17 protein-coding genes and 1 tRNA gene are annotated in these 20,404 nt (G+C 65.9%); 4 read left to right on the forward strand and 14 right to left on the reverse strand.

Going from position 1 to position 20,404, the window contains the following annotated elements; translation table 11 throughout:
• Positions 1–64: 64 nt before the first annotated feature.
• The 5 genes from ACETPF_RS20410 to ACETPF_RS20430 form a co-directional block, all read right to left on the reverse strand.
• The gene (locus tag ACETPF_RS20410) at positions 65–271 is read right to left on the reverse strand and encodes a hypothetical protein (protein ID WP_373936451.1); all 207 of its coding nucleotides are present in this window, start codon (positions 269–271) and stop codon (positions 65–67) included.
• Positions 272–273: 2 nt separating this feature from the next.
• The gene (locus ACETPF_RS20415) at positions 274–531 is read right to left on the reverse strand and encodes a ribbon-helix-helix domain-containing protein (protein WP_373936452.1); all 258 of its coding nucleotides are present in this window, start codon (positions 529–531) and stop codon (positions 274–276) included.
• A gap of 125 nt (positions 532–656) precedes the next feature.
• Entirely contained in the window at positions 657–2,108 is a 1,452-nt protein-coding gene (locus tag ACETPF_RS20420; RefSeq protein ID WP_373936453.1) for a GH1 family beta-glucosidase, read from the reverse strand.
• 11 nt (positions 2,109–2,119) lie between these two features.
• Positions 2,120–4,438 (reverse strand): glycoside hydrolase family 31 protein, encoded by a 2,319-nt coding sequence (locus tag ACETPF_RS20425; protein ID WP_373936454.1) that lies wholly within the window; start codon positions 4,436–4,438, stop codon positions 2,120–2,122.
• Positions 4,439–4,515: 77 nt separating this feature from the next.
• Positions 4,516–5,481: an alpha/beta hydrolase gene (locus ACETPF_RS20430; RefSeq protein ID WP_373936455.1), complete on the reverse strand. Its 966-nt coding sequence runs from the start codon at positions 5,479–5,481 to the stop codon at positions 4,516–4,518.
• A 126-nt stretch (positions 5,482–5,607) separates the two neighbouring features.
• Here ACETPF_RS20430 and ACETPF_RS20435 point away from each other — a divergent pair, with 126 nt between their 5' ends.
• Complete coding sequence (locus ACETPF_RS20435) at positions 5,608–7,221, forward strand: DUF5597 domain-containing protein (protein WP_373936456.1); 1,614 nt, start codon at positions 5,608–5,610, stop codon at positions 7,219–7,221.
• Between the two features lie 2 nt (positions 7,222–7,223).
• Here the strand turns inward: ACETPF_RS20435 and ACETPF_RS20440 are convergent, their stop codons facing one another.
• From ACETPF_RS20440 to ACETPF_RS20450, 3 genes are all read right to left on the reverse strand, one after another.
• Complete coding sequence (locus ACETPF_RS20440; RefSeq protein WP_373936457.1) at positions 7,224–8,228, reverse strand: SMP-30/gluconolactonase/LRE family protein; 1,005 nt, start codon at positions 8,226–8,228, stop codon at positions 7,224–7,226.
• Positions 8,225–9,325: a Gfo/Idh/MocA family protein gene (locus tag ACETPF_RS20445; protein ID WP_373936458.1), complete on the reverse strand. Its 1,101-nt coding sequence runs from the start codon at positions 9,323–9,325 to the stop codon at positions 8,225–8,227. The genes ACETPF_RS20440 and ACETPF_RS20445 overlap by 4 nt, the downstream gene beginning before the upstream one ends.
• A 79-nt stretch (positions 9,326–9,404) precedes the next feature.
• Positions 9,405–9,668, reverse strand: a complete 264-nt coding sequence (locus ACETPF_RS20450; protein ID WP_373936459.1) for a helix-turn-helix domain-containing protein — start codon at positions 9,666–9,668, stop codon at positions 9,405–9,407.
• A gap of 299 nt (positions 9,669–9,967) precedes the next feature.
• Here ACETPF_RS20450 and ACETPF_RS20455 point away from each other — a divergent pair, with 299 nt between their 5' ends.
• Positions 9,968–11,314: a GntP family permease gene (locus ACETPF_RS20455; RefSeq protein ID WP_373936460.1), complete on the forward strand. Its 1,347-nt coding sequence runs from the start codon at positions 9,968–9,970 to the stop codon at positions 11,312–11,314.
• An 8-nt stretch (positions 11,315–11,322) separates the two neighbouring features.
• Entirely contained in the window at positions 11,323–12,000 is a 678-nt protein-coding gene (locus tag ACETPF_RS20460; protein WP_373936461.1) for a FadR/GntR family transcriptional regulator, read from the forward strand.
• 12 nt (positions 12,001–12,012) lie between these two features.
• Here ACETPF_RS20460 and ACETPF_RS20465 read toward each other — a convergent pair.
• The 6 genes from ACETPF_RS20465 to ACETPF_RS20490 form a co-directional block, all read right to left on the reverse strand.
• A tRNA-Lys gene (locus tag ACETPF_RS20465) sits at positions 12,013–12,088 on the reverse strand.
• A gap of 121 nt (positions 12,089–12,209) precedes the next feature.
• Positions 12,210–13,322, reverse strand: coding sequence for a rod shape-determining protein RodA (gene rodA, locus ACETPF_RS20470; RefSeq protein ID WP_373936462.1), 1,113 nt, complete (start codon positions 13,320–13,322; stop codon positions 12,210–12,212).
• Positions 13,319–15,394: a penicillin-binding protein 2 gene (mrdA, locus tag ACETPF_RS20475; RefSeq protein ID WP_373936463.1), complete on the reverse strand. Its 2,076-nt coding sequence runs from the start codon at positions 15,392–15,394 to the stop codon at positions 13,319–13,321. Before mrdA ends, rodA begins: the two co-directional genes overlap by 4 nt.
• Complete coding sequence (mreD, locus tag ACETPF_RS20480) at positions 15,391–15,918, reverse strand: rod shape-determining protein MreD (protein WP_373936465.1); 528 nt, start codon at positions 15,916–15,918, stop codon at positions 15,391–15,393. The genes mrdA and mreD overlap by 4 nt, the downstream gene beginning before the upstream one ends.
• Complete coding sequence (gene mreC, locus ACETPF_RS20485) at positions 15,915–16,829, reverse strand: rod shape-determining protein MreC (RefSeq protein WP_373936467.1); 915 nt, start codon at positions 16,827–16,829, stop codon at positions 15,915–15,917. The genes mreD and mreC overlap by 4 nt, the downstream gene beginning before the upstream one ends.
• A gap of 18 nt (positions 16,830–16,847) precedes the next feature.
• A complete protein-coding gene (locus tag ACETPF_RS20490) occupies positions 16,848–17,894 on the reverse strand; it encodes a rod shape-determining protein (protein WP_024019606.1) in 1,047 nt (348 codons plus the stop codon).
• Positions 17,895–18,051: 157 nt separating this feature from the next.
• On the opposite strand from ACETPF_RS20490, the gene mutL reads away from it, so the two are divergent.
• On the forward strand, positions 18,052–19,851 hold the full coding sequence (gene mutL, locus ACETPF_RS20495; protein WP_373936468.1) for a DNA mismatch repair endonuclease MutL: 1,800 nt from the start codon (positions 18,052–18,054) through the stop codon (positions 19,849–19,851).
• The last annotated feature ends 553 nt before the right edge of the window (positions 19,852–20,404 follow it).

Below are 20,404 nucleotides of genomic sequence, written 5' to 3' on the forward strand. Positions count from 1 at the left end.
GCTCGTCGAGCAGCCCTGGCGCATCATGTCACTCGGACTGCGCCAATGGGCCCATGGGTTCTGATCAATGCACCTTGGTATAAAAGCCATCGACCCCGAATTCGGGTGGCACATCGCGCCAAGCGACCCGGCGCGCAGCAATATCGGCGAACCGGACAAACAGGCCGCGGATATAGGCTTCGGTCTGATCCTGCCCCCAAGTGTCGCGTGTGTGGACGAATATTTGGTCGATCCGCCGACCGGCTGCGTTCTGCACGCGATAACGGGACATGCTCAGCGGCGAGCGTTACGGGCTATGATGGCATCGGCGTCCAGCGGCTGATATTCGCTTTCCGGAGCGGCGAAGGCATTGGCCAATTCGGCCTGGAGGAGGGCAAACCGTTCGGCCTCGACCCGTTCCTTGTCCCGACGGATCAGGTCGCGGACATATTCGCTGACATTTTCATATGTGCCAACGGCGCCGACATTGGCCGATACAAAATCGCCAAGGGCGCCGCTGACACGCACATTCAGGGTCATGGTCTTCGACATTGCACCGCCTTATGTCCTCAAAATATGGAATATTGAGGACGGGCGCAAGGATCGCAGCGCATTTCTCTCATCACGGCAGGCAGAAAGGCCTCTGTCCTCCCGCCCCCGCCATCACCTTCCATCCGTCACACCAGCCGGTTGGTGCGCACCAGTTCGCGATACCAGTCGGCGCTCAACTTGGGCGTGCGCTTCTGCGTCTTGAAGTCGACATGGTGGATGCCGAACAATTTCGTGTAGCCGTCCTCCCACTCGAAATTGTCCATCAGGCTCCAGACGAAATAGCCCTTGATCGGAAGCCCTTCGCGCGCCGCGCGCTGAAGGTGGGTCATGTAGTTGCGAAGATACATGACGCGGTCGGTGTCATAGACCCTGCCATCGGCGCTCACCGTGTCGTCGGCCGAGCAGCCGTTTTCGGATATGTAAAGCGCCTTGGGCTTCCACATCTCGCTGATCGACCGCAGCCCCCAATAGATGACCTCGGGCGTCACATAGAGCCATTTCGACGGCATGCGCGGTGCTTCGCCGGTCATCGGCAGGATGGCGTAGCCGGTGGGACTGGTCGGGTCGGCCCGCACCATCTTGCCGGTATAGACGTTGATCGACAGGAAATCGAGCGGCGCGCCGATCAGTTTCATGTCGCCGTCCTTGACCGCCGGCGCGTCCTTGCCCTGCTCCGTCAGGTAGCTGTCGAGGTAGCGGCCTTCCATGATCGCGGTCAGGAACATGGCGTTGCTGTCGCGCATCGCCTTCTTGGCAGCGTCGATATGCTCGGGCGTCTCGATCGCGGGCACGTAGATGGACGGGTTTTCGGCGAGGCCGACCTGAACCCCGGCCTTCGCGTTGGCGCGGATCGCCTGCACGCCCAGGCCATGGGCCAGTACGCCGTGATGGCGCACCTGGTTCGCTTCCTTCTGCGGCAGCTTCAGGCCGGGCGCCTTGCCGCCGGTCAGATAGCCGAGATCGGTGAAGCAGAGCAGTTCGTTGACGGTCATGAAATGCCGCACCCGGTCGCTCAGGCGACCGGCCATATAGGCGGCATAGTCGCCGAACGCGTAAGCGGTGTCGCGGTTCTGCCAGCCGCCCGGCAAGGCCGCTGGCAAGTCCCAGTGGAACATCGTCACATGCGGCGCGATCCCCGCCGCCAGCAACCCGTCCACCAGACGGTTATAATAGTCGACGCCCTTGGGATTGGGCTTGCCGCGTCCGTCGGGAAAGATGCGCGACCAGGCTATGGAGAAGCGATAGGCTTTCACCCCAAGGGCTTTGAGCAGCGCGATATCCTCGGGATAGCGATGATAGCTGTCGCAGGCGACATCGCCGGTGTCGCCATTCGCCACCTTGCCGGGTGTGTGGGAAAAGACGTCCCAGTTACTCGGCCCGCGCCCGTCCTCCTTCGCCGCGCCCTCGATCTGATAGGCGGCGGTGGCGCAGCCCCAGAGGAAGCCGGGCGGGAAGGCCATGGCGTCCGGCGCGGAGGCGGGGGCGGACGGCTGCGCCTGCGCGCCAGTGCCGATCGCCGATCCCAGCGCGGTCGCGCCCAGGCGGAGGCCCAGTTCGCGGCGGTTGATCCCGTTCATGTCCTTCTCCTTCATTGGCCGACGATCCGCACGAGGCCGGTCAGCGCCTGCCCGGTCGGCAGCTTGGCTTTGGTGGTCAGCTGGCGCGTCCTGTCGTCCCAGACCAGTTCGGCCTTCATCCCGCCCTTGCGATAGGCGTTGGTGGTGCCGTCATCATCATAGAGGGTGAAGCGCGCGTCCGCCCCCGGATAGACGCGGATGCTTTCCAGATTCTGCTTCTCGGCCGTGCTCTTGACCGGCGCGCCCATCGGCACGATCGACCCGGCCTTCACGAACAGTGGCATACGGTTGATCGGCGTATCCACCTCCACCGTCTGGCCGCCCTCGAACCGCTGGTTGGTCCAGTAATCATACCAGGCGGTTCCGGCGGGCAGATAGACCGGGCGCTTCGTCTGTCCCTGCTCGGTCACCGGGGCGACGAGGAAGGCGGGGCCGAACATATACTGGTCGCCGATCGTCGCGACCTTCGGGTCTTTCGGGAAGTCCATGAAGAGCGCGCGCATGAACGGCGCGCCGCTTTCATAGGTGTGATGCCCCAGCGCGTAGAGATAGGGCATCAGCGTGTAGCGCAGCCGCAGCCATTCGGCGAGGATCGGCTCGGCGGCCGCGCCATACTCCCAAAGCGCCGTGCCCGGCCGCTGGCCGTGAATGCGGAGCGTGGGGGTGAAGACGCTATATTGGAACCAGCGCACGAACAGTTCGGGATAATCGGGGTAATCCGGGCTCATCGCGATCGCGCCCTTGGGATCGACCAGCACCGGCCGCTCCGCCTTCGGCCCCTTGGGCGTCTGCCAGCCGCCAATGTCGCTGCCCCAATAGGCAAGGCCCGAGGCGGTGAAGTTGAGCCCGGTCGGAACCTGCCGGCGCAGCGCGTCCCATGTCGAATGGACGTCGGACGACCAAAAGAGGCTGCCGGTCCGCTGCGACCCCAGATAGGCGGCGCGTGCAAGGATCATGTTTCGCAAAGCGGGGCGGTCCCGTTCGGAGCCTTCGGCCACGCCCGACGTATGCACCAGCGGGTAGAGATTGTGATAGCGATCGCCCGACCCGCGCGCAAACCAGTAGCCGTCGGGGATCACGTCCGGCTCGGTTTCGTCCAGCCACAGCCAGTCGAAGCCCTGGCTCAGGATATTGTCGCGCACCGTGCCCCAGAACCAGGCGCGCGCATCCGGGTTGGTGCTGTCGATCAGCGCCCCCGCGCGATCATAGCGCATCGGCAGGCCGTCGATCGGATTGCCGTCCTTGTCATGCAGCAGAAAGCCCTTGGCCGCCAGCATGTCGAAATAGCGCGATTCGCGTTCAAAGCGCGGCCAGACGCTGATGATCGAGCGCATTCCCATGGATTTGAGCGTGTCGTTCATCCCCTTGGGATCGGGGAAATAGTTCCGGTCGATGTCGATCTGTCCCATGCGGGTCCAATAGAACCAGTCGAGCACCATGACGTCGAGGGGCAGGCCCCGCTGGCGATAGCCGTTGGCGATGCCCAGCAGTTCCTGCTGGCTTTCATAGCGCGCCTTGCTTTGGATGAGGCCGAAACCCGCCTTGGGCGGCAACGGTGTTTCGCCGGTGAGCTTAGCATAGCCGGCATACAGGTCGTCGGTGGTCTTGCCGGTGATGACGAAGAAGGAGACGCGCTCGCCGACCTGGCTTTGCCAGCGGGTGGTCGAATGGAGGCCGGGCCAGACCAAGGTGCGCGCCGGATTGTCCCAGACGATGCCATAGCCCTTGTTCGTGACCATGAAGGGGACGCAGACCGTCTCGCCCGCAGGCGCGTCATAATGATGCTGGCAGTCGATCTGACGCCCGCGAAGGTCGAGCGCGCCCTCCTGATTCTGGCCGAGGCCGTAATAATGCTCGTCGGCGGGCGAATCGAAGGTTGCGCCGACCTTGAAGGTCTTTTCGCCGTTGACGGTGACGGGAGCCATCTCCCAGCCGGTCATCTTCGTCAGCAGCGTCCCGCTCGCGTCGCGGACCGACAGGCTGACCGGCGGCAGGGCGGACGCGAAGTAGCGTTCCATCTGGCCCGGCGCGTAGGGCCAGGGCTTGGCGTCGATGGTCAGGGTCAGGGCCGAGGAGGCGAATATGTCGCCGCTCGCATCGCTGCGATGCGACCAGCCAGTCGAATCCGACTTGGCGATCGGCCCGTCCCCAGGCTGCGCCTCCGCCAGCGCCTTGTCGAGCGCGATCGTCACGCGGACGATGTTCGGTGCATAGGGCTCGATCGCGACGCGGCTGCCATTCCGGTCGAGCAGCGCCATCGGTTCGGCCAAGGCGGGGCCGATCCCCGCGATGCTGCCCAGCGCCGCCGCCATGATTGTCCATTTTGCCATGTGTTACTCCTGTGCCGAACGCGCGCGGCGATCTTGCCGGTCGAGGCGGGCCGCGCCAGTGCGTCTAAAGTTGTAGATCAGGCGGGGATGACGCCATGGCTGGAGGCGAAGGCCGCGAAGAGATCGGGCCAGAGCGAGCCCTGTTTCGTCCTTGGCAATTTGACGCCGAAGCCATGCCCGCCATCCTCGAACATATGCAGAGCGACCGGTCGCTTCGCCGCCTCCATCGCCTGAAACAGGGCGATGGCATTGGCTGGCGGCACCAGGCTGTCGTCGGCCGCGTGGAAGATGAAGACGGGCGCGGTCCGCGCGTCGACTCGCCGGTCGACCGAATAGGCGCGGCGCATCGCTTCGGTGGCGTTGACGCCAAGCAGATTGTCGCGCGATCCGCCATGGGTGAAGGGCGCGTCCAGGCTGACGACCGGGTAGCCGAGACCGGCCATGTCGGGGCGCGCCGGCTGCGCGTCGGCGGCATCGACGGGGGCATAGACGGTCTCCCCGTGGCGCGTTGCGAGCGATCCGGCGAGGTGGCCGCCGGCCGAAAAGCCGAGAACGCCGACTCGTGTCGCATCGACATTGAACGTCGCCGCCCGCGCCCGGATGATCCGCATGGCCCGCTGCGCGTCCTGCAAGGGCACGTCCTGCCGCTGGTTCCAGCCTTCGGCGGGCAGGCGGTAGAGCAGGATGAAGGCGGTGATCCCGCGCGCGGTGAGCCAGTCGGCCTGGCTCGTCCCTTCATTGTCGTAGGACAGGAATCCATAGCCGCCGCCGGGTATGACCAGCATCGCCGCGCCGTTCGGGCGGGCGGGGCGGCGCACGATCATGACGGGCCGTTCGACGCCGCGAACCCAGCGGTCGGGATGGGCAGGATCGTCCTGGCGTGCCTCGATCGAGCGGACGATCTTCGCACCGGTCCTGCCGGGCGGCGGGCCTGGCCACAGGTCGATGATCTCGTCACTCGCCACCGTCTGCGCGCCTGCGATCGTCGGTAAAGCCGCCAGCCCTGCGCCGATCAGAGCGGTACGACGATCGATGCTGTTCACTGGCCATCCTCCCTTAAACGCCGCTGGAGCGGCCTTAGTGCCCGCCTACGACCTCACGCGGCTTTCCAGACAAATGTATGAGTATTAAGCAGGAGGCAAGCCCGCTCTCATGTCGAAAGGCCGCCCATGCGTTTTCGCGCCCTTCTTCTCGCCGCATCGCTGATGGTCGCGCCCCCGCTCGCGGCGCAGTCCCCCACCGACATCCCGCATCTGGAAACGAGGAATGGCCGCCATGCGCTGATCGTGGACGGCGCGCCCTTCCTGATGTTGGGGGGGCAGGTGAACAACAGCAGCAACTATGCCGCGCCGCTCGCCACCGCCTGGCCGATCCTGGACCGGATTGGCGCGAACACCGTGGAAGTGCCGGTCGCCTGGGAGCAGATCGAACCGCGGGAAGGCAAGTTCGACTTTTCATTTGTCCAGACGCTGCTCGACGAGGCGCGGCGGCACGACAAGCGCGTGGTGCTGCTGTGGTTCGGGACATGGAAGAACACCAACCTGACCTACACGCCCGAATGGGTGAAGCTCGACAATCGCCGCTTCCCGCGCATGAAGAAGAAGGACGGCAGCAACCATGACGTGCTCTCCGCCCATGGCGCGGCGACGCTGGAGGCGGACAAGCGGGCCTTCGTCAAGCTGATGACCTATCTGCGCGATAATGACGCGCAGAACAGCGTCATCATGGTGCAGCCGGAAAATGAAACCGGCAGCTACCAGAATCCGCGCGATTATGGCGCGGCGGCGCAGACGCTGTTCGAAGCGCCGGTGCCGGCGGCGCTGACAAGGGCGCTGGGCAAGCCGGCGGGGACATGGGCGGCCCTGTTCGGCGACCAGGCCGACCGCGCGTTCAACACATGGCATACCGCCCGCTATGTCGAGGCGCTGGCGGCGGCGGGCAAGGCGGTGAAGCCACTGCCCATGTATGTGAACGCCGCGCTGGCCGATCCATTCACAACGCCCGATCCCATGAAGGTGTCGAGCGGCGGGCCGCAGGGCGACGTCATCCCGATCTGGAAGGCGGCCGCGCCCTCGATCGACATCGCCGCGCCCGACATTTACGACCGGGTGAGCCGCAATGTGGTCAAGCATCTGGACATCTATGCCCGGCCCGACAATGCGCTGATGGTGCCGGAAATCGGCAACGCGCGCGAATATGCGCGTTTCTTCTGGGCCGCGCTGGGGAAGGGGGCGATCGGTTTCTCGCCGTTCGGCATGGATGACAGCGGCTATAACAACCATCCGCTCGGTGCGGTGCGGCTGGACGAGCCGACGCTCGACGCATTTGCGTCCAAATATCGCATCGTCGCCGCCGCGCCCTGGGCGAAGATCGCCTTCGCGCATCAGACCTGGGGCGTGTCCCGCCCCGATGACGGCGCGCCGGTGAGCACCACGATGGGCGACTGGACCATCACGGCGAGCTTTGGCCAATGGAATTTCGGCCGGGAGACCTGGTTTCCCGAAGCGGGCCGCCCGCCCTGGGCCAAGGAGCCGGTCGGGGGCCTCGTCGTCGCGCAGCTCTCGCCCGACGAATTCCTGCTCACCGGCGACTATGCCCGCGCCGAATTCGCGCCCAGGCCCGGCAGCGCGCCCGGCGGCATGGTGGTGCGCGTGGAGGAAGGGCATTTCGCGGGCGACCAGTGGGTGGTCGACCGCATCTGGAACGGCGACCAGACCGACTATGGCCTCAATCTGGTCGACCGGCCGGTCTGGCTGAAGGTGGTGATGGGCCGCTATAAATAGGGTCAGGCGATCAGGGGCACCGCCGCCAGCCGGTCGGACGATGTCATGAACAGGGTTCGCCCTCCTTCGCCGATCGCGCAGTTGGCGACCGCCTTGCCGGTGCGGATAAGCCCAAGCAGCTTGCCGTGCGCCGTGCAGACATGCACCCCGCCCGGCCCGGTCGCAAAGACATGCCCGTCGGCGCGCACCTTCACCCCGTCCGGCAACCCCGGATCGCCGGCGGCGCGCCCTTTCCGCATGTCGAGAAACACCCGCCGCCCGGTGGGCAGTCCCTTGTCATCCAGCGTGTAGGCGAGCAGTTCGGGCTGATTTTCGTCCGACAGCGCGAGATAGAGCGTCCGCCCGTCAGGCGAGACCGCGACCCCGTTCGGCCGGCGATGGCTGCGGTCCAGCACGGTAACGGCGCCGTCGGGCGTCAGCCGGTACAGGCCGCAGAAATCCAGCTCGCGCAGCGGCGAAGCGTCGGCGTCCTTCAGGCCATAGGGCGGATCGGTGAAATAGATCGTCCCCGATGGCGCGATGCACATGTCGTTGGGGCTGTTGAACCGCTTGCCGTCGAACCGGTCGGCCAGGATGGTGCGCTGCTTGGTGGCGAGATCCACGCGCACGATCGCCCGCGATCCGCTGTCGGCGCCCACCAGCCTGCCGTCCGCCGCCACGGCGATGCCGTTGAGGCCGGGCTCGCGGATTTCCGGCGGCACCGGCGTTTGCAGGCCGGACGGCGAGAGGAAGGGCGTGATGCCGTCCTGGCGGGTCCAGCGATACATGATGTTGGACGCGGGATCGCTGAACAGGAGATAATCGCCCTGCGGCACCCAGATCGGTCCTTCGGCCCAGCGATAGCCCTGTCCCAGAAACTCGACCGTCGCGCCCGGCGGGACGACATGGTCGAAGGCGGGATCGATCCGGTCGATCCGGGGCGCGGGGGCAGGGGCGGCGGCGCGGGCGGCGGCGGTCGCCAGCGGCAGCGCCGCCGCGCCTGCGATCAGCGTGCGACGGTCGATCATGCGCGGATCGCGACCGCGCGCCGTTCCGCCGCCGACCGGTAGATCGCCTCGATCGCGCGCATGTCCGCCAGCCCCTCTTCACCTGGCACGATCGGTGTCGTGTCGGCCAGGATGCATTCGGCCAGATGATCGAGCTGTCCCGCAAATTGGGTCTTGGGCGCGGCGGGCAGGACGCGCGGCGCGGTCACGCCATCCTTGCGGATCGACATGCTCTGTCCCTGATAGGGGGTGGCGGGCTCCATATCGATATAGCCCTGGGTGCCGATCACCCGATAACCATTGTGCGAGCTGCTGTAGCTGGACACGCAATTGGCGACGATGCCGGAGGGGAAACGGAGCATGAATGTGATCCGGTCCTCGACCGTCTTGAAGCGCGGATCGGTGCGATCGGTCGAATCGACCGCGCTGACCTCCACCGGCTCCTCGCCGGTCAGGTAGCGGGCGGCGTTCAGGCTGTAGATGCCAATGTCCATCAGCGATCCGCCGCCCGACATCGGCCGGTCGAGCCGCCAGATGCCCGGCTGCGCGGGGAAGCCATGTTCGGCGGTAATGAGCCGGGTCGGGCCGACATGGCCGCTGCGCGCGAGATCGATGGCGAGGCGGTTATATTGCTCGAAGCGCGAGCGGTAGCCGATCATCAGCTTCTTGCCCGCCTTCTTCGACGCCGCGATCATGGCCTGCGCTTCGGCCACGGATACCGCCATCGGCTTTTCGCACATCACATGCTTGCCCGCCTGCGCCGCGCGGATGCTATATTCGGCATGCATGCTGTTGGGCAGGATGATGTAAACGGCGTCGATATCCGGATTGTCGCGGATGCGGTCGAAATCGGCATAGCTGTAGCGGTGCGTCTTGGGGATATCATATTGCGCGCCATATTGGTCGAGCTTGGCAGGCGTGCCGCTGACCAGGGCGACGAGGCGCGCGGTATCGCAACCGGCGAAGTTGGGCATGATCTGCCGCGTGGCATAGGAGCCCAGCCCCACCACGGCATATCCGATCTTGCGTGTCGCGCCGAAGGCGGCAGGCACGCCGGACCCCGCCAGCGCCAGCCCAAGCCCCATGCCGCCGATCAATTCCCTGCGTGAATGCGCCATGCCTTCTGCCTCTCCGCCATCCGGCGGCCAGCGCCGCCTGTTTCTGCTCAATCCTATAGGATATAATCGGCGTATCAAATCAGGCGTGCTGCATCCAGCCGAAATGCCCGGCCGCGATCGCGACCTGGGTACGATTGCGGACGTTGAGCTTGCGCATCAATGCGGTCATGTGGACCTTCACGGTCGCCTCGGCCATGCCCAGCTCGTACGCGATCTGCTTGTTGAGCAGGCCGGAATAGACGCAGCGCAGCACTTTCATCTGCGTCGGCGTGAGGTGCGGCGGCTCCGCCGGGCGGCGTGGCTGGTGATCGAGAATGCCATGCAGTTCGGTCGCGGCGTGCATCTTACCTCTCCCTGTTGGTCCCGTTCGCTGCGCCGACGAGGACGGGTGCAGCTGGATTCGTTAGCGCTAACGATACGAGAATCAGTCAGACAGGTTCAAGCGAAAAGTCGTATATGATCGAATTTATCCTAGTTATGCCGCGTTTTCCGCTGTAAACCTGTCTAACAGATTTTCGCGATCAATGGGCGAATCGGCGACTTAACGGGAATTGGGGAGGGTGAGGGGATGACGTTATCATTTCGTCCACGGGCTGATGCGAGGGGCCGACATGCCGGCGCCCTGCCGAGCGAGAAGCGCTGGTGAACCCCGCTGACTATCGGCTGCTGTTCGCCGCCGTCACCGGCATCGCCCTGTCCATCCTGCTCATCATCCGGGGCCGGCTCCATCCCTTCGTCGGACTGCTGTGCGGCGCGTTCACCGTCGGCCTGATCGCCGGCCTGCCGATGGAGGAGACCGCAAAGGCGGTGGAGAAGGGCGCCGGCACGATCCTGGGTGGCACCGGGCTGGTCGTGGCGCTCGGCCTTGGTCTCGGCGCGATGCTGCAATTGTCGAACGGGGCGGGGGGCATCGCGGGCGCGGCGCTTCGGCTCTCGGGCGTAAGGGGCGCGCCATGGGCCAGCCTTTTCACCGCCTTGCTCATCGGCCTGCCGCTCTTCTTCGAGACGGGCCTCGTTCTGCTGCTTCCCATCGTGGCGTCGGCCGCTGCCGCGCTCCCCAACGGCCAGAATGACGATACGGCCAAGCTCAAGCTGATGCTGCCCGCGCTCGCCGGCCTGTCCGTGGTCCACGCGCTCGTTCCGCCGCATCCGGGGCCGCTGCTGGCGGTCAACGCGCTGGGCGCGAACCTTGGCCTAACCCTGCTCTATGGCCTGCTGGTCGGCATCCCGACGGCGATCATCGCCGGGCCGCTGCTGGCCCGCTTCACCGCGCCGGGCGTGACGCTCAATCCGCCGCTGCTCGATCCGGTGCAGCTTGATGTTCCGACCCCGCCCATCGGGCGCGCGCTGACGGCTGTGCTGCTGCCGGTGGTCCTGATCGCGGCGGGGCAGGCGGTGGCGCTGATGCCGCCGCCGGTCGCCGCGCAGTTCCTGTGGCTGAAATGGATCAGCGATCCCGTCGTCGCTCTGCTGGTCGCGGTGCTGGTCGCGCTGCCGCTGCTGTTTGGCCGGCGCATCACCGACAGGGATGTGCAGGGCGCGATCTGGACCGAGGCGATGACGCCGGCGGGCGGCATCATCCTCGCCATCGGCGCGGGCGGCGCGCTCAAGCAGGTGCTGGTGACGGCCGGGCTGTCCGACATGCTGGTCCGGATCGCGGAGGGCGGGGCCATCTCTCCGATCCTGCTCGCCTGGGGCGTGTCGGTGTGTATCCGCCTCGCGACCGGCTCAGCCACCGTGGCGACGATCACCACGGCGGGCGTGATGGAAGGGCTGGTCGCCGCGTCCGGCGTCGCGCCGGAATGGATGGTGCTGGCGATCGGGGCAGGGTCGCTCTTCTTCAGCCATGTGAACGATCCTGGCTTCTGGCTGGTGAAAAGCTATCTTGGCACCGACATGCCCGGCACCTTCAAGACATGGTCGGTGATGGAGACGGTGGTCGCGGTCGTCGGCCTGCTGCTGGTTCTCCTCGCCAGCAGCATCCTGTAAGGCCGCGCATGAGCCCGCCCCGCCTTTCCGACCATGCCTATGCAGCGATCGTCGACATCATCCAGTCGGAGGATCTGGAGGTCGGCGCGCGCCTGCCGTCCGAAGCGCGACTGGCCGAAATGTTCGGCATGTCCCGCGCGATCGTGCGAGAGGCGCTGATGCGGCTGGCATCCGACGGCATAACCGAGGCGCGGCGGGGCGCAGGCTCCTTCGTCAAGAGCCGCCCTTCGGACCGGCTCGCGGCCTTCGTCAATTCGGCCGAGCTGCCGACGACTCTGGGCAGCTATGAAGTGCGCTTCGTGCTGGAGGCGGAGGCCGCGCGCCTGGCCGCCACGCGCCGCACTCCGCAGGAAATGCTGCGGATCGAGGACGGCATGGCGATGCTGCGCGAGGCGTTGCTGTCGAGCGAGCCCGCCCATGCCGAAGATATGGAACTGCACCGCCGCATAGCCGACGCGACCGGCAACCCGGCGTTCCGCTTCGCCTTCGACGCGCTGAACCCCGACATCGAGAAGATCATGCGTGCCGGCGTCGACATCAGCCGATCGCGCCCGCCCGAAGTGATCGCGACGATGCTGCGCGAACATGACGTCATCGTCGACGCGATCCGCGCACAGGATCCCGAAGGCGCCGCGCTGGCGATGCGATGGCACCTGTGGGAAGGGCGGCGGCGGCTGATGCCGTGATGTGCAAAGATGTGGTGGACGCACTAGGGCTCGAACCTAGGACCCGCTGATTAAGAGTCAGCTGCTCTACCAACTGAGCTATGCGTCCACACCGGCGATCTGGGGCTCTGCAAAGGCAGCGCCCGTCGTCGTGGGCGGGCAATTAGCAGCGTCCTGCGGATTCGCAAACCCTAAATTGCCGGCGCCTCGAAAAATTTCAGTCCCATGACTCATGCCCAGTTTCCGGGGTTGGCGCGTCGCTTGCCGGCGCGGTCGATCGCCATGATGATGCCCACGCACAGCATGACCGTCAGCATCGACGATCCACCATAGGACATGAAGGGCAGGGGGATGCCGACCACCGGGGCCAGCCCCATCACCATCATCAGGTTGATCGCGACGTAGAAGAAGATCGTCGTCGTCAGCCCCGCCGCCGTCAGTCGCGCGAACTTGTCCTGCGTTCGCATCGCCACGCGGATGCCCCAGCGGAACAGCAGCAGGAAAGCGATGATCATGAGCGAGCCGCCCAGAAGCCCCCATTCCTCCGCCATGGTCGCGAACACGAAGTCGGTATGCCCCTCCGGCAGATAGTCGAGATGGCTCTGCGAGCCGTTGAGGAAGCCCTTGCCCCACAGGCCGCCCGATCCGATCGCGATCTTCGACTGGCTGATATGATAGCCCGCGCCCAGCGGATCGCTTTCCGGGTCGAGGAAGATCAAAACCCGCTTTTGCTGATATTCGTGCAGGAAACTGAAGGCGATGGGGATGATCGCCGCGCCGGCCAGGCCCGTACCGATGAACAGCCGCAGCGGCAGGCCCGCGAGGAACATGACGGTCACCCCGCCCGCCGCGATCATCGTCGCGGTGCCAAGGTCCGGTTGCACCAGCACGAGCGCCCAGGGGACGCCAATCAGCACCAGCGCCGGCCAGATCGCGTTCCAGCGGCGTATCTCGCCCACGGGCAGCATGGCGTAGAAGCGCGCGATCGTCAGCACGATGATCGGCTTCATGAATTCGGACGGCTGCAACTGCATGAAGCCGAGGTTGATCCAGCGCTGACTGCCGCCCGCCACCCCGCCGATCAGTTCCACCAGGAACAGCGCTGCCAGCACCGTGCCATAAGCGGGGAAGGCGTAGCGGGCAAAGACCTCCAGCGGAATGCGGCTGAGCGCCAGCGCGATCACCGAAGCGACGCAGAAGCGCAGCGCCTGGTTGAAGGCCCAGGGAAAGATGCTGCCGCCTGCCGCGCTGAAGAGCACGACGGTGCCGAACCCTGCGATCGCCAGCAGCAGCAGCAGGATGCGCCAAGGGAAATCGGTGACGGCCTTGGGGACGATGCTCATGGCGCCACCGCACTGTTGGCCGGCGGCGGCAGGTCGTCCTCGCCCGCCGGCGGAGCGGGCTGCGGGGGCGGCGACGGAGCGGGATCGGCTGCGTTGGCTGCATTATCCGCCGCATTGTCCGAGAGCGGCGGCACTTCTCCCTTCTCGATCGCCTTGGCGAGGCGGAAGGCGGCCATCTGGCGCGCCTGCCGTTCGGCGGGCGGGCCGCCCCAACCCTTTTCCAGGGTCTCCAGCTTTTCCATCGCCTTCTTGGGATCGAACAGATAGGACAGCGTGTCGCTGGCGATCATCGGCGCGTCCTCGATCCGGTTGATATGGCCGCCATGCTCAATGATGCAGGCGATGGCGAAGCGCGGATTGTCGAACGGGGCGAAGCCCTGAAACAGCGCGTGGTCGCGCAGCTTGAAGGGCAGGCCGGCATTGCCGCGCACGCCCCCGGCGCGCTCCGCCATGGTGATGCGGCGGACCTGCGCGGTGCCGGTTTTGCCCGCGATCATGACGCCGGGAATGGAACTGCGCGCCGCGCCGCCGGTGCCGCCGCCGTTGACGACCGCGCTCATCGCATCGCGGATCACGACCAGATGCTCCTCGGTCGCGCCGACGCTCGCGGGCGCGGGGCGGGGGGCGCCGTGGATGAAATTGGGCATCAATTGCTTGCCCGTCGCCAGCCGCGCCGCCATCACCGCCATCTGGAGCGGGTTGATGAGCATATAGCCCTGTCCGATGGTGGCGTTCACCGTGTCATAGACCTGCCATTTCTGGCCATATTTCCGCTCCTTCCACGCCGGGTCGGGCACCGTGCCGTAGCTTTGGCTGGGGAAGGGCAGGTCAAAGCGCTGGCCCATGCCGACGCGCCGCGCCATGCTGGCGATGCGGTCCATGCCGATGCGCTGGGCCATCTGATAGAAATAGATGTCGCAGCTCTGCGCGATCGCGCCGCGCATGTTGAGCGCGCCATGGCCACGCCGCTTGTGACAGTGGAACAGCGTGTTGCCGACCCGGATCGCACCGCCACAACTCACCGTCTCCATGGGCGAAATCCCCGCCTCCAGCAGGGCGAGCGCTACCATCGGCTTTACGGTCGATCCGGGCGGATAAAGGCCCTGGAGCGTCTTGTTGCGGAGAGGGACGTGATCGTCCTTCGACAGCATCTCATATTCCAGATGGCTGATGCCGTCGGAAAAGCTGTTGGGATCGAAGCTGGGCATCGAGGCGAGCGCCAGCACATCGCCATTATGGCAGTCGAGCACCACCACCGATCCGCTCTGGGTGGCGAGGCGACGGCCGGCAAATTCCTGAAGGCCCGCGTCGATGGTGAGCTTGATCGACCGGCCCGGCGAGTCCGGACGGGTGGTCAGTTCCTTGACGATCTTCCCGCGCGCCGTCACCTCGACCCGCTTCGCGCCGGGCTTGCCGGTCAGGTGCCGGTCGAACGCCTTTTCGAGGCCATCCTTGCCGACCTTGAACCCCGGCGTGATGAGCAGCGGGTCTTTGCGCGCCTTATAGTCCTCCGCCGTTGCCGCGCCGACATAGCCGAGCAGATGGCCCACCGTCGCGCCAGCAGGATAGTTGCGCGAAAAGCCCTGGCTCGGCGCAACGCCGGGCAGGTCGGGCAGGCGAACGCTGATCGCGGCATATTGGTCGTAGGTCAGCTTGTCGGCCACCTGCACCGGGCGGAAGCCGGCGGACTTGTCCAGTTCGTCGCGGATGCGATCGACCTCGTCGGGCTCCAGCTTCAACAATTGGGCCAGACGCGTGATCGTCTCTTGCGGATCGATCATCCGCTGCGGGATCAGGTCGACGCGGAAATCGGTGCGGTTGTTGGCGAGCGGCCGGCCGTTGCGGTCGATGATCCAGCCCCGGCGCGGCGGGATCAGGGTCAGGTTGACCCGGTTGCTCTCCGACAACAGGCTGTATTTCTCGTTCTGAACGATGCTGATCCAGGCCATCCGCCCGATCAGCGTCGCGCCGATCAGTCCCTGCAACCCGCCGACCACCATCGACCGGCGGGTGAAGGTGAAGGTCTGGGTTGCTTCCGTGACGGTCTTGGACGTGAGGAAGGGAAATTTCATGCCATTACGCGCCAGCGGTCGATCCGCGCGCATTGCCGGACGATGAAGGGAAAGAGCAGGATCGTCCACAACATCTGGGGCAGCACCAGGGAAAAACGCACAGAGCCTCCGCCGGCGATCCGCGCGAAGAACCATCCGCCGGCCATGCAGACGATAACCGCCACGATCGCGATTAGCCAGTCCTGCCGGTAGCTGCGCCAGACCAGGCGATATTCCATCGCGTCGATGCCGATCAGGGCGACGGTCCACAGGAACATCGCCGATCCGATCGGCTGGCCGCTCACCATGTCATCGAACAGGCCGAGCGGCAGGCCGATCCAGGCGCGCCACAGTTCGGGCCGCAGCAACCGCCAGGACAGCAGCAGCAGCAGGCCGAAGGGCGGCAGCACCGGCGACTGGGCGATGATCGGCAGACTGGTCAGCAGCGATCCCAGCATCACCGTCATGACCGGCGTGCCGTGCAGCCGGAAGCGCGACGGATGCCGTCCCAGCCGGGGTACATGGTGCAGATGCGGGTCGATCATGGCGCGGGGGCGTTGGCGGCGACGCTCTCGTTCGCGACCGGCGGCGCGGCGGGGCCGGGGCGGGTCACCGCTTCCTCGAAGATGCGCTCCACCACCACCGCGTCCACCCGGGCGGGGTTGGCGAGCGGAACGCCATAGGCGATCTCGCCTTGCGCCCGGACGACCACCGCGACCGGGATATTGGGCTGATAGACGCCGCCGATGCCGGACGTGACCAGCAGGTCGCCGGGCTTGAACGGGTTTCGCCCGGCGGTCAGCGCCCGGATTTCGACCGATCCGTCGCCCAGGCCCGTGGAGATGGCGGGGATATTGTCGCTCGCGCGGCGCACCGGCACGATGTTGCTGGTGTCGGTCAACAGCAGCACGTCGGAGCTGTTGGGGGTCGTGATGTGGATGCGGCCGACCAGTCCTTCCGGCGCGCGGACCGGCATGCCCTGCCGCACGCCCTGCCAGCTGCCGGCATTGAGCCGCGCAAAGCGGCGCGCGCTGGAGGAGGAGGAGGCGATCAGCCGCGCCGTCAGCACCTGGCTGCTGTCGGCATCGACCAGTTTCAGCAGCTTCTTGAGCTGGATATTCTCCTGCGCCACCGCCTTCGCCTCTATGATGCGGTTGCGGTCCGCCTCCACCTGCCGGCGCAGCGCGACATTCTGCGACCCCGCGCGCCAATAGGCGGCCAGCACCTCGTCGACCGAACTGACGCCGCTCACCATCGATTTGAGGGTGACGGACAGGGGGCGCGTTGCTTCCGCCGCGGCGATACGCAGCGCGGAAAATCCGGTGGGATCGAAGATCGCGATCACGACCAGCAGCAGACCGACGGCCGCGCCCGTCACCGCCACCACATAGCTGGCGAACAGGCTATATTGCGCCCTGCGGTTGATGCCGGGGCGTCGGCTGGGTGGCCGCGCCATGCGTTACAGCCCCTCTCGTCAGGCGGTTTGCAACACGCCCCGGAAGATTGGATCCTCCATCGCGCGGCCGGTGCCGATGGCGACGCAGGTCAGCGGGTCTTCGGCGATCGTCACCGGCAGCCCCGTCTCGTCGCGCAATTCGTCGTCCAGCCCCTTGAGCAAAGCGCCGCCGCCGGTCAGCACGATGCCCTGATCGACAATGTCCGCCGCCAGTTCGGGCGCGGTATTTTCCAGCGCGATCCGCACGCCTTCGACGATCGTGCTGATCGGCTCGGCCAGCGCGTCGGCAATCTGGCCCTGGTTGATGCTGATTTCCTTGGGCACGCCGTTGACGAGGTCGCGGCCCTTAATGTGGATCGTCTCGCCCACGCCGTCCTCGGGCGGCTGGGCGACGCCGAACTGCTTCTTGATCCGTTCGGCGGTGGCTTCGCCGATGAGCAGATTGTGATGACGGCGCACGAAGGAGACGATGGCTTCGTCCATCTTGTCGCCGCCAACGCGGACCGAGGTGGTGTAGGCGAGGCCCCGCAGCGACAGCACGGCGACTTCGGTCGTGCCGCCGCCGATGTCGACCACCATCGATCCGATCGGTTCGGTCACGGGCATGTCGGCGCCGATCGCGGCGGCCATCGGTTCCTCAATCAGGAAGACCTGGCTCGCGCCGGCATTGCTGGCGGCGTCGCGGATGGCGCGGCGCTCGACGCTGGTGGAGCCAGAGGGTACGCAGATCACGATTTCAGGCGCGCGCCAGGGGCTGTGCTTGCCGCCATGGACCTTGGTGATGAAATGCTTGATCATCTGTTCGGCGACATCGATGTCGGCGATGACGCCGTCGCGCAGGGGGCGGATCGCCTCGATCGAATCCGGGGTCTTGCCCATCATCAGCTTCGCGTCGACGCCCACGGCCTTCACCCGCTTCACGCCGTTCAGCGTCTCCACCGCCACCACCGACGGTTCGTTCAGGACGATGCCGCGCCCGCGCACATAGACCACCGTGTTGGCGGTGCCGAGGTCGATGGCCATATCCTGCGAAGAGAATTTGAAGAGACGCGAAAAGATCGACATGCCTTATCCTGTATCGCCGCCGTTCCGCAGGCGCGTCGCGGAGCCGGTCGGTTGCTGTTTCGCTCGACCGATCAGCCCCGTTTCCTTGCCCTGTGCAGCGCAAAAAATATGGGATCGCGGCTCGCGGAAAGCGCTCGCTTGGTCTAGTCCCTAATCAATGTCAATACGCCGTCTGCCCGAACATCTGGTCAACCGTATCGCTGCCGGTGAAGTGGTCGAAAGACCCGCCAGCGCGCTGAAGGAAATCGTCGAAAACGCGCTGGACGCGGGCGCGACTCGCGTGTCGGTCCGCCTTGCCAATGGCGGGCTGGACCGGATCGAGGTGAGCGATGACGGCTGCGGCATGGATTCGGGCGAGATGGCGCTGGCGCTTGAGCGGCATGCGACATCCAAGCTGCCCGACGACGCGATCGAGAATGTCGCCACTTTAGGCTTTCGTGGCGAGGCCTTACCCTCGATCGCCAGCGTCGCGCGCCTTTCGATCGACAGCCGCGTCGCGGGGCGGGACGGTTGGAACCGCACCGTGGACAATGGCGCGCTGGTCGCGGAGGGACCGGCGGCGCTCCCCCCCGGAACGCGCGTCACGGTGGAGCAACTGTTCGCCAGGGTGCCGGCCCGCCGCAAGTTCCTGCGATCGCCCAAGGCCGAATATGCCGCCTGCCTCGACATCCTCCGCCGTCTCGCAATGGCACATCCCTCGGTCGCTTTTTCGGTCGAGCATGACGGCCGCCGCGTGCTGGGCGTTCAGGGGGGCGAGGCGCGGGAGGACAGGGTCGCCGCGCTCACCGACCGGCAGCTTGCCGACAATCATGTGATCGTTTCGCTGGAACGCGAAGGCGTGCGGCTGTCCGGTGTCGCTTCGCTGCCGACCTACAACCGGGGCGTGGGCGATCATCAATATCTGTTCGTCAATGGCCGGCCGGTGCGCGATCGGCTGCTGATCGGCGCGGTGCGCGGCGCCTATGCCGACATGCTGGCGCGGGACCGGCATCCGGTGGTGGCGCTGTTCCTGGACGTGCCGCCGAGCGAAGTCGACGTGAACGTCCATCCGGCTAAAACGGAAGTGCGCTTCCGCGAACCCGCGCTGATCCGGGGCATGATCGTCTCCGGCCTGCGCCGCGCGCTCGATGCCGAAGGCTTCCGCGCCGTGCAGATGGCCGACCCGGCGGCGCTTGGCGCATGGCGGCCCGAGCCGGTGTCGCCGACCCCCATCGGCGCGATGCCGATCTTCGAGGCGGCGGCTGCCGGGCCTACCAGCTATAATCCGCTCTATCAGAGCGTGGGCGACCGCCGCCCGTCCTTCATCGCCCCGCCGCCCCAGGCCCGGGCCGAACCCGCCGCCGCCCCCGCGCCCGAAGGAACCAGCTTTCCGCTGGGCGTCGCACGCGGGCAGGTCGCGCGCACCTATATCGTCGCGGAGGCGGAGGACGGCCTCGTCATCGTGGACCAGCATGCCGCGCATGAGCGGCTGACGCTGGAAAGGATGCGCCGGGCGATGGAAGGCCAAGAAAATGGCAACCGGGTCGCGTCGCAGGCATTGCTACTGCCCGAGGTGGTCGAACTGGACGAACCCGCCTGCGACCGGCTGGAGGCACGCGCCGCCGAACTGCGCGATTTCGGGCTGGAACTGGAGCGGTTCGGCCCTTCGGCGATGCTGGTGCGGGCAGTGCCGGCGATGCTGGGGCAATCGGACGTGCAGGGCCTCGTCACCGACCTCGCCGACGATCTCGCCGCCTATGACAGCGCGCTGTCGCTCAAGGAACGGCTCGACCTCGTCGCCGCGACCATGGCCTGTCACGGATCGGTCCGCGCGGGTCGCGTGCTGAGCGTCGCGGAAATGAACGCCCTGCTGCGCGAGATGGAAGTCACGCCCCGCTCAGGCCAGTGCAACCACGGCCGCCCGACCTGGGTGAAGCTCGGCCATGGGGATATCGAGAAGCTGTTCGGGCGGAAGTAGGGAGAGGCTCTGGCGCGTCAGTCATTCGAGGGGTGCGGCTTGATCAGTGTCTGCGGACGACCATTTGCCGACGTTAAATAATGCCCATGGTTGAATATAAAGCCGACATTTCGGGTGTGAAGCCTCATGTGATTGACGGGTCGACAGTCAAGTCTGCACCGCACTTGCTACATGTCTTTGCGGGCCAAGGAGTACTTATCATGAAGCGTCGTAAAAACACCGATCTTCCGCATTTCTGACAGGAGACCACAAAGCTCCAAATGCTGCCTAGAAACAGCCATAGCAGCCCGAGCGGAAGAACTACAAAGTGTAATTTCCGAGCAGGAAGGCCCCAAACCGTCAAAGCGGTGGGGATAATCCATATAATAATTGGCATCGCGAGGATCATGACGATCATCAAGCGCTTACCTCTTTTATAGGGGCTGTCGTTGTGGGGCAGATGCATAAGCGCCGAATCTAGCCTGGCAGGCCACACTAGAGTCGGATGACATTAGATTGATCCGTACCCCGAGTTGGTGAGATAATTGCGGCATTCGGCGGGACTGAAGGTATC

This window comes from Sphingobium agrisoli, from assembly GCF_041877245.1.
Taxonomy (GTDB): Bacteria; Pseudomonadota; Alphaproteobacteria; order Sphingomonadales; family Sphingomonadaceae; genus Sphingobium.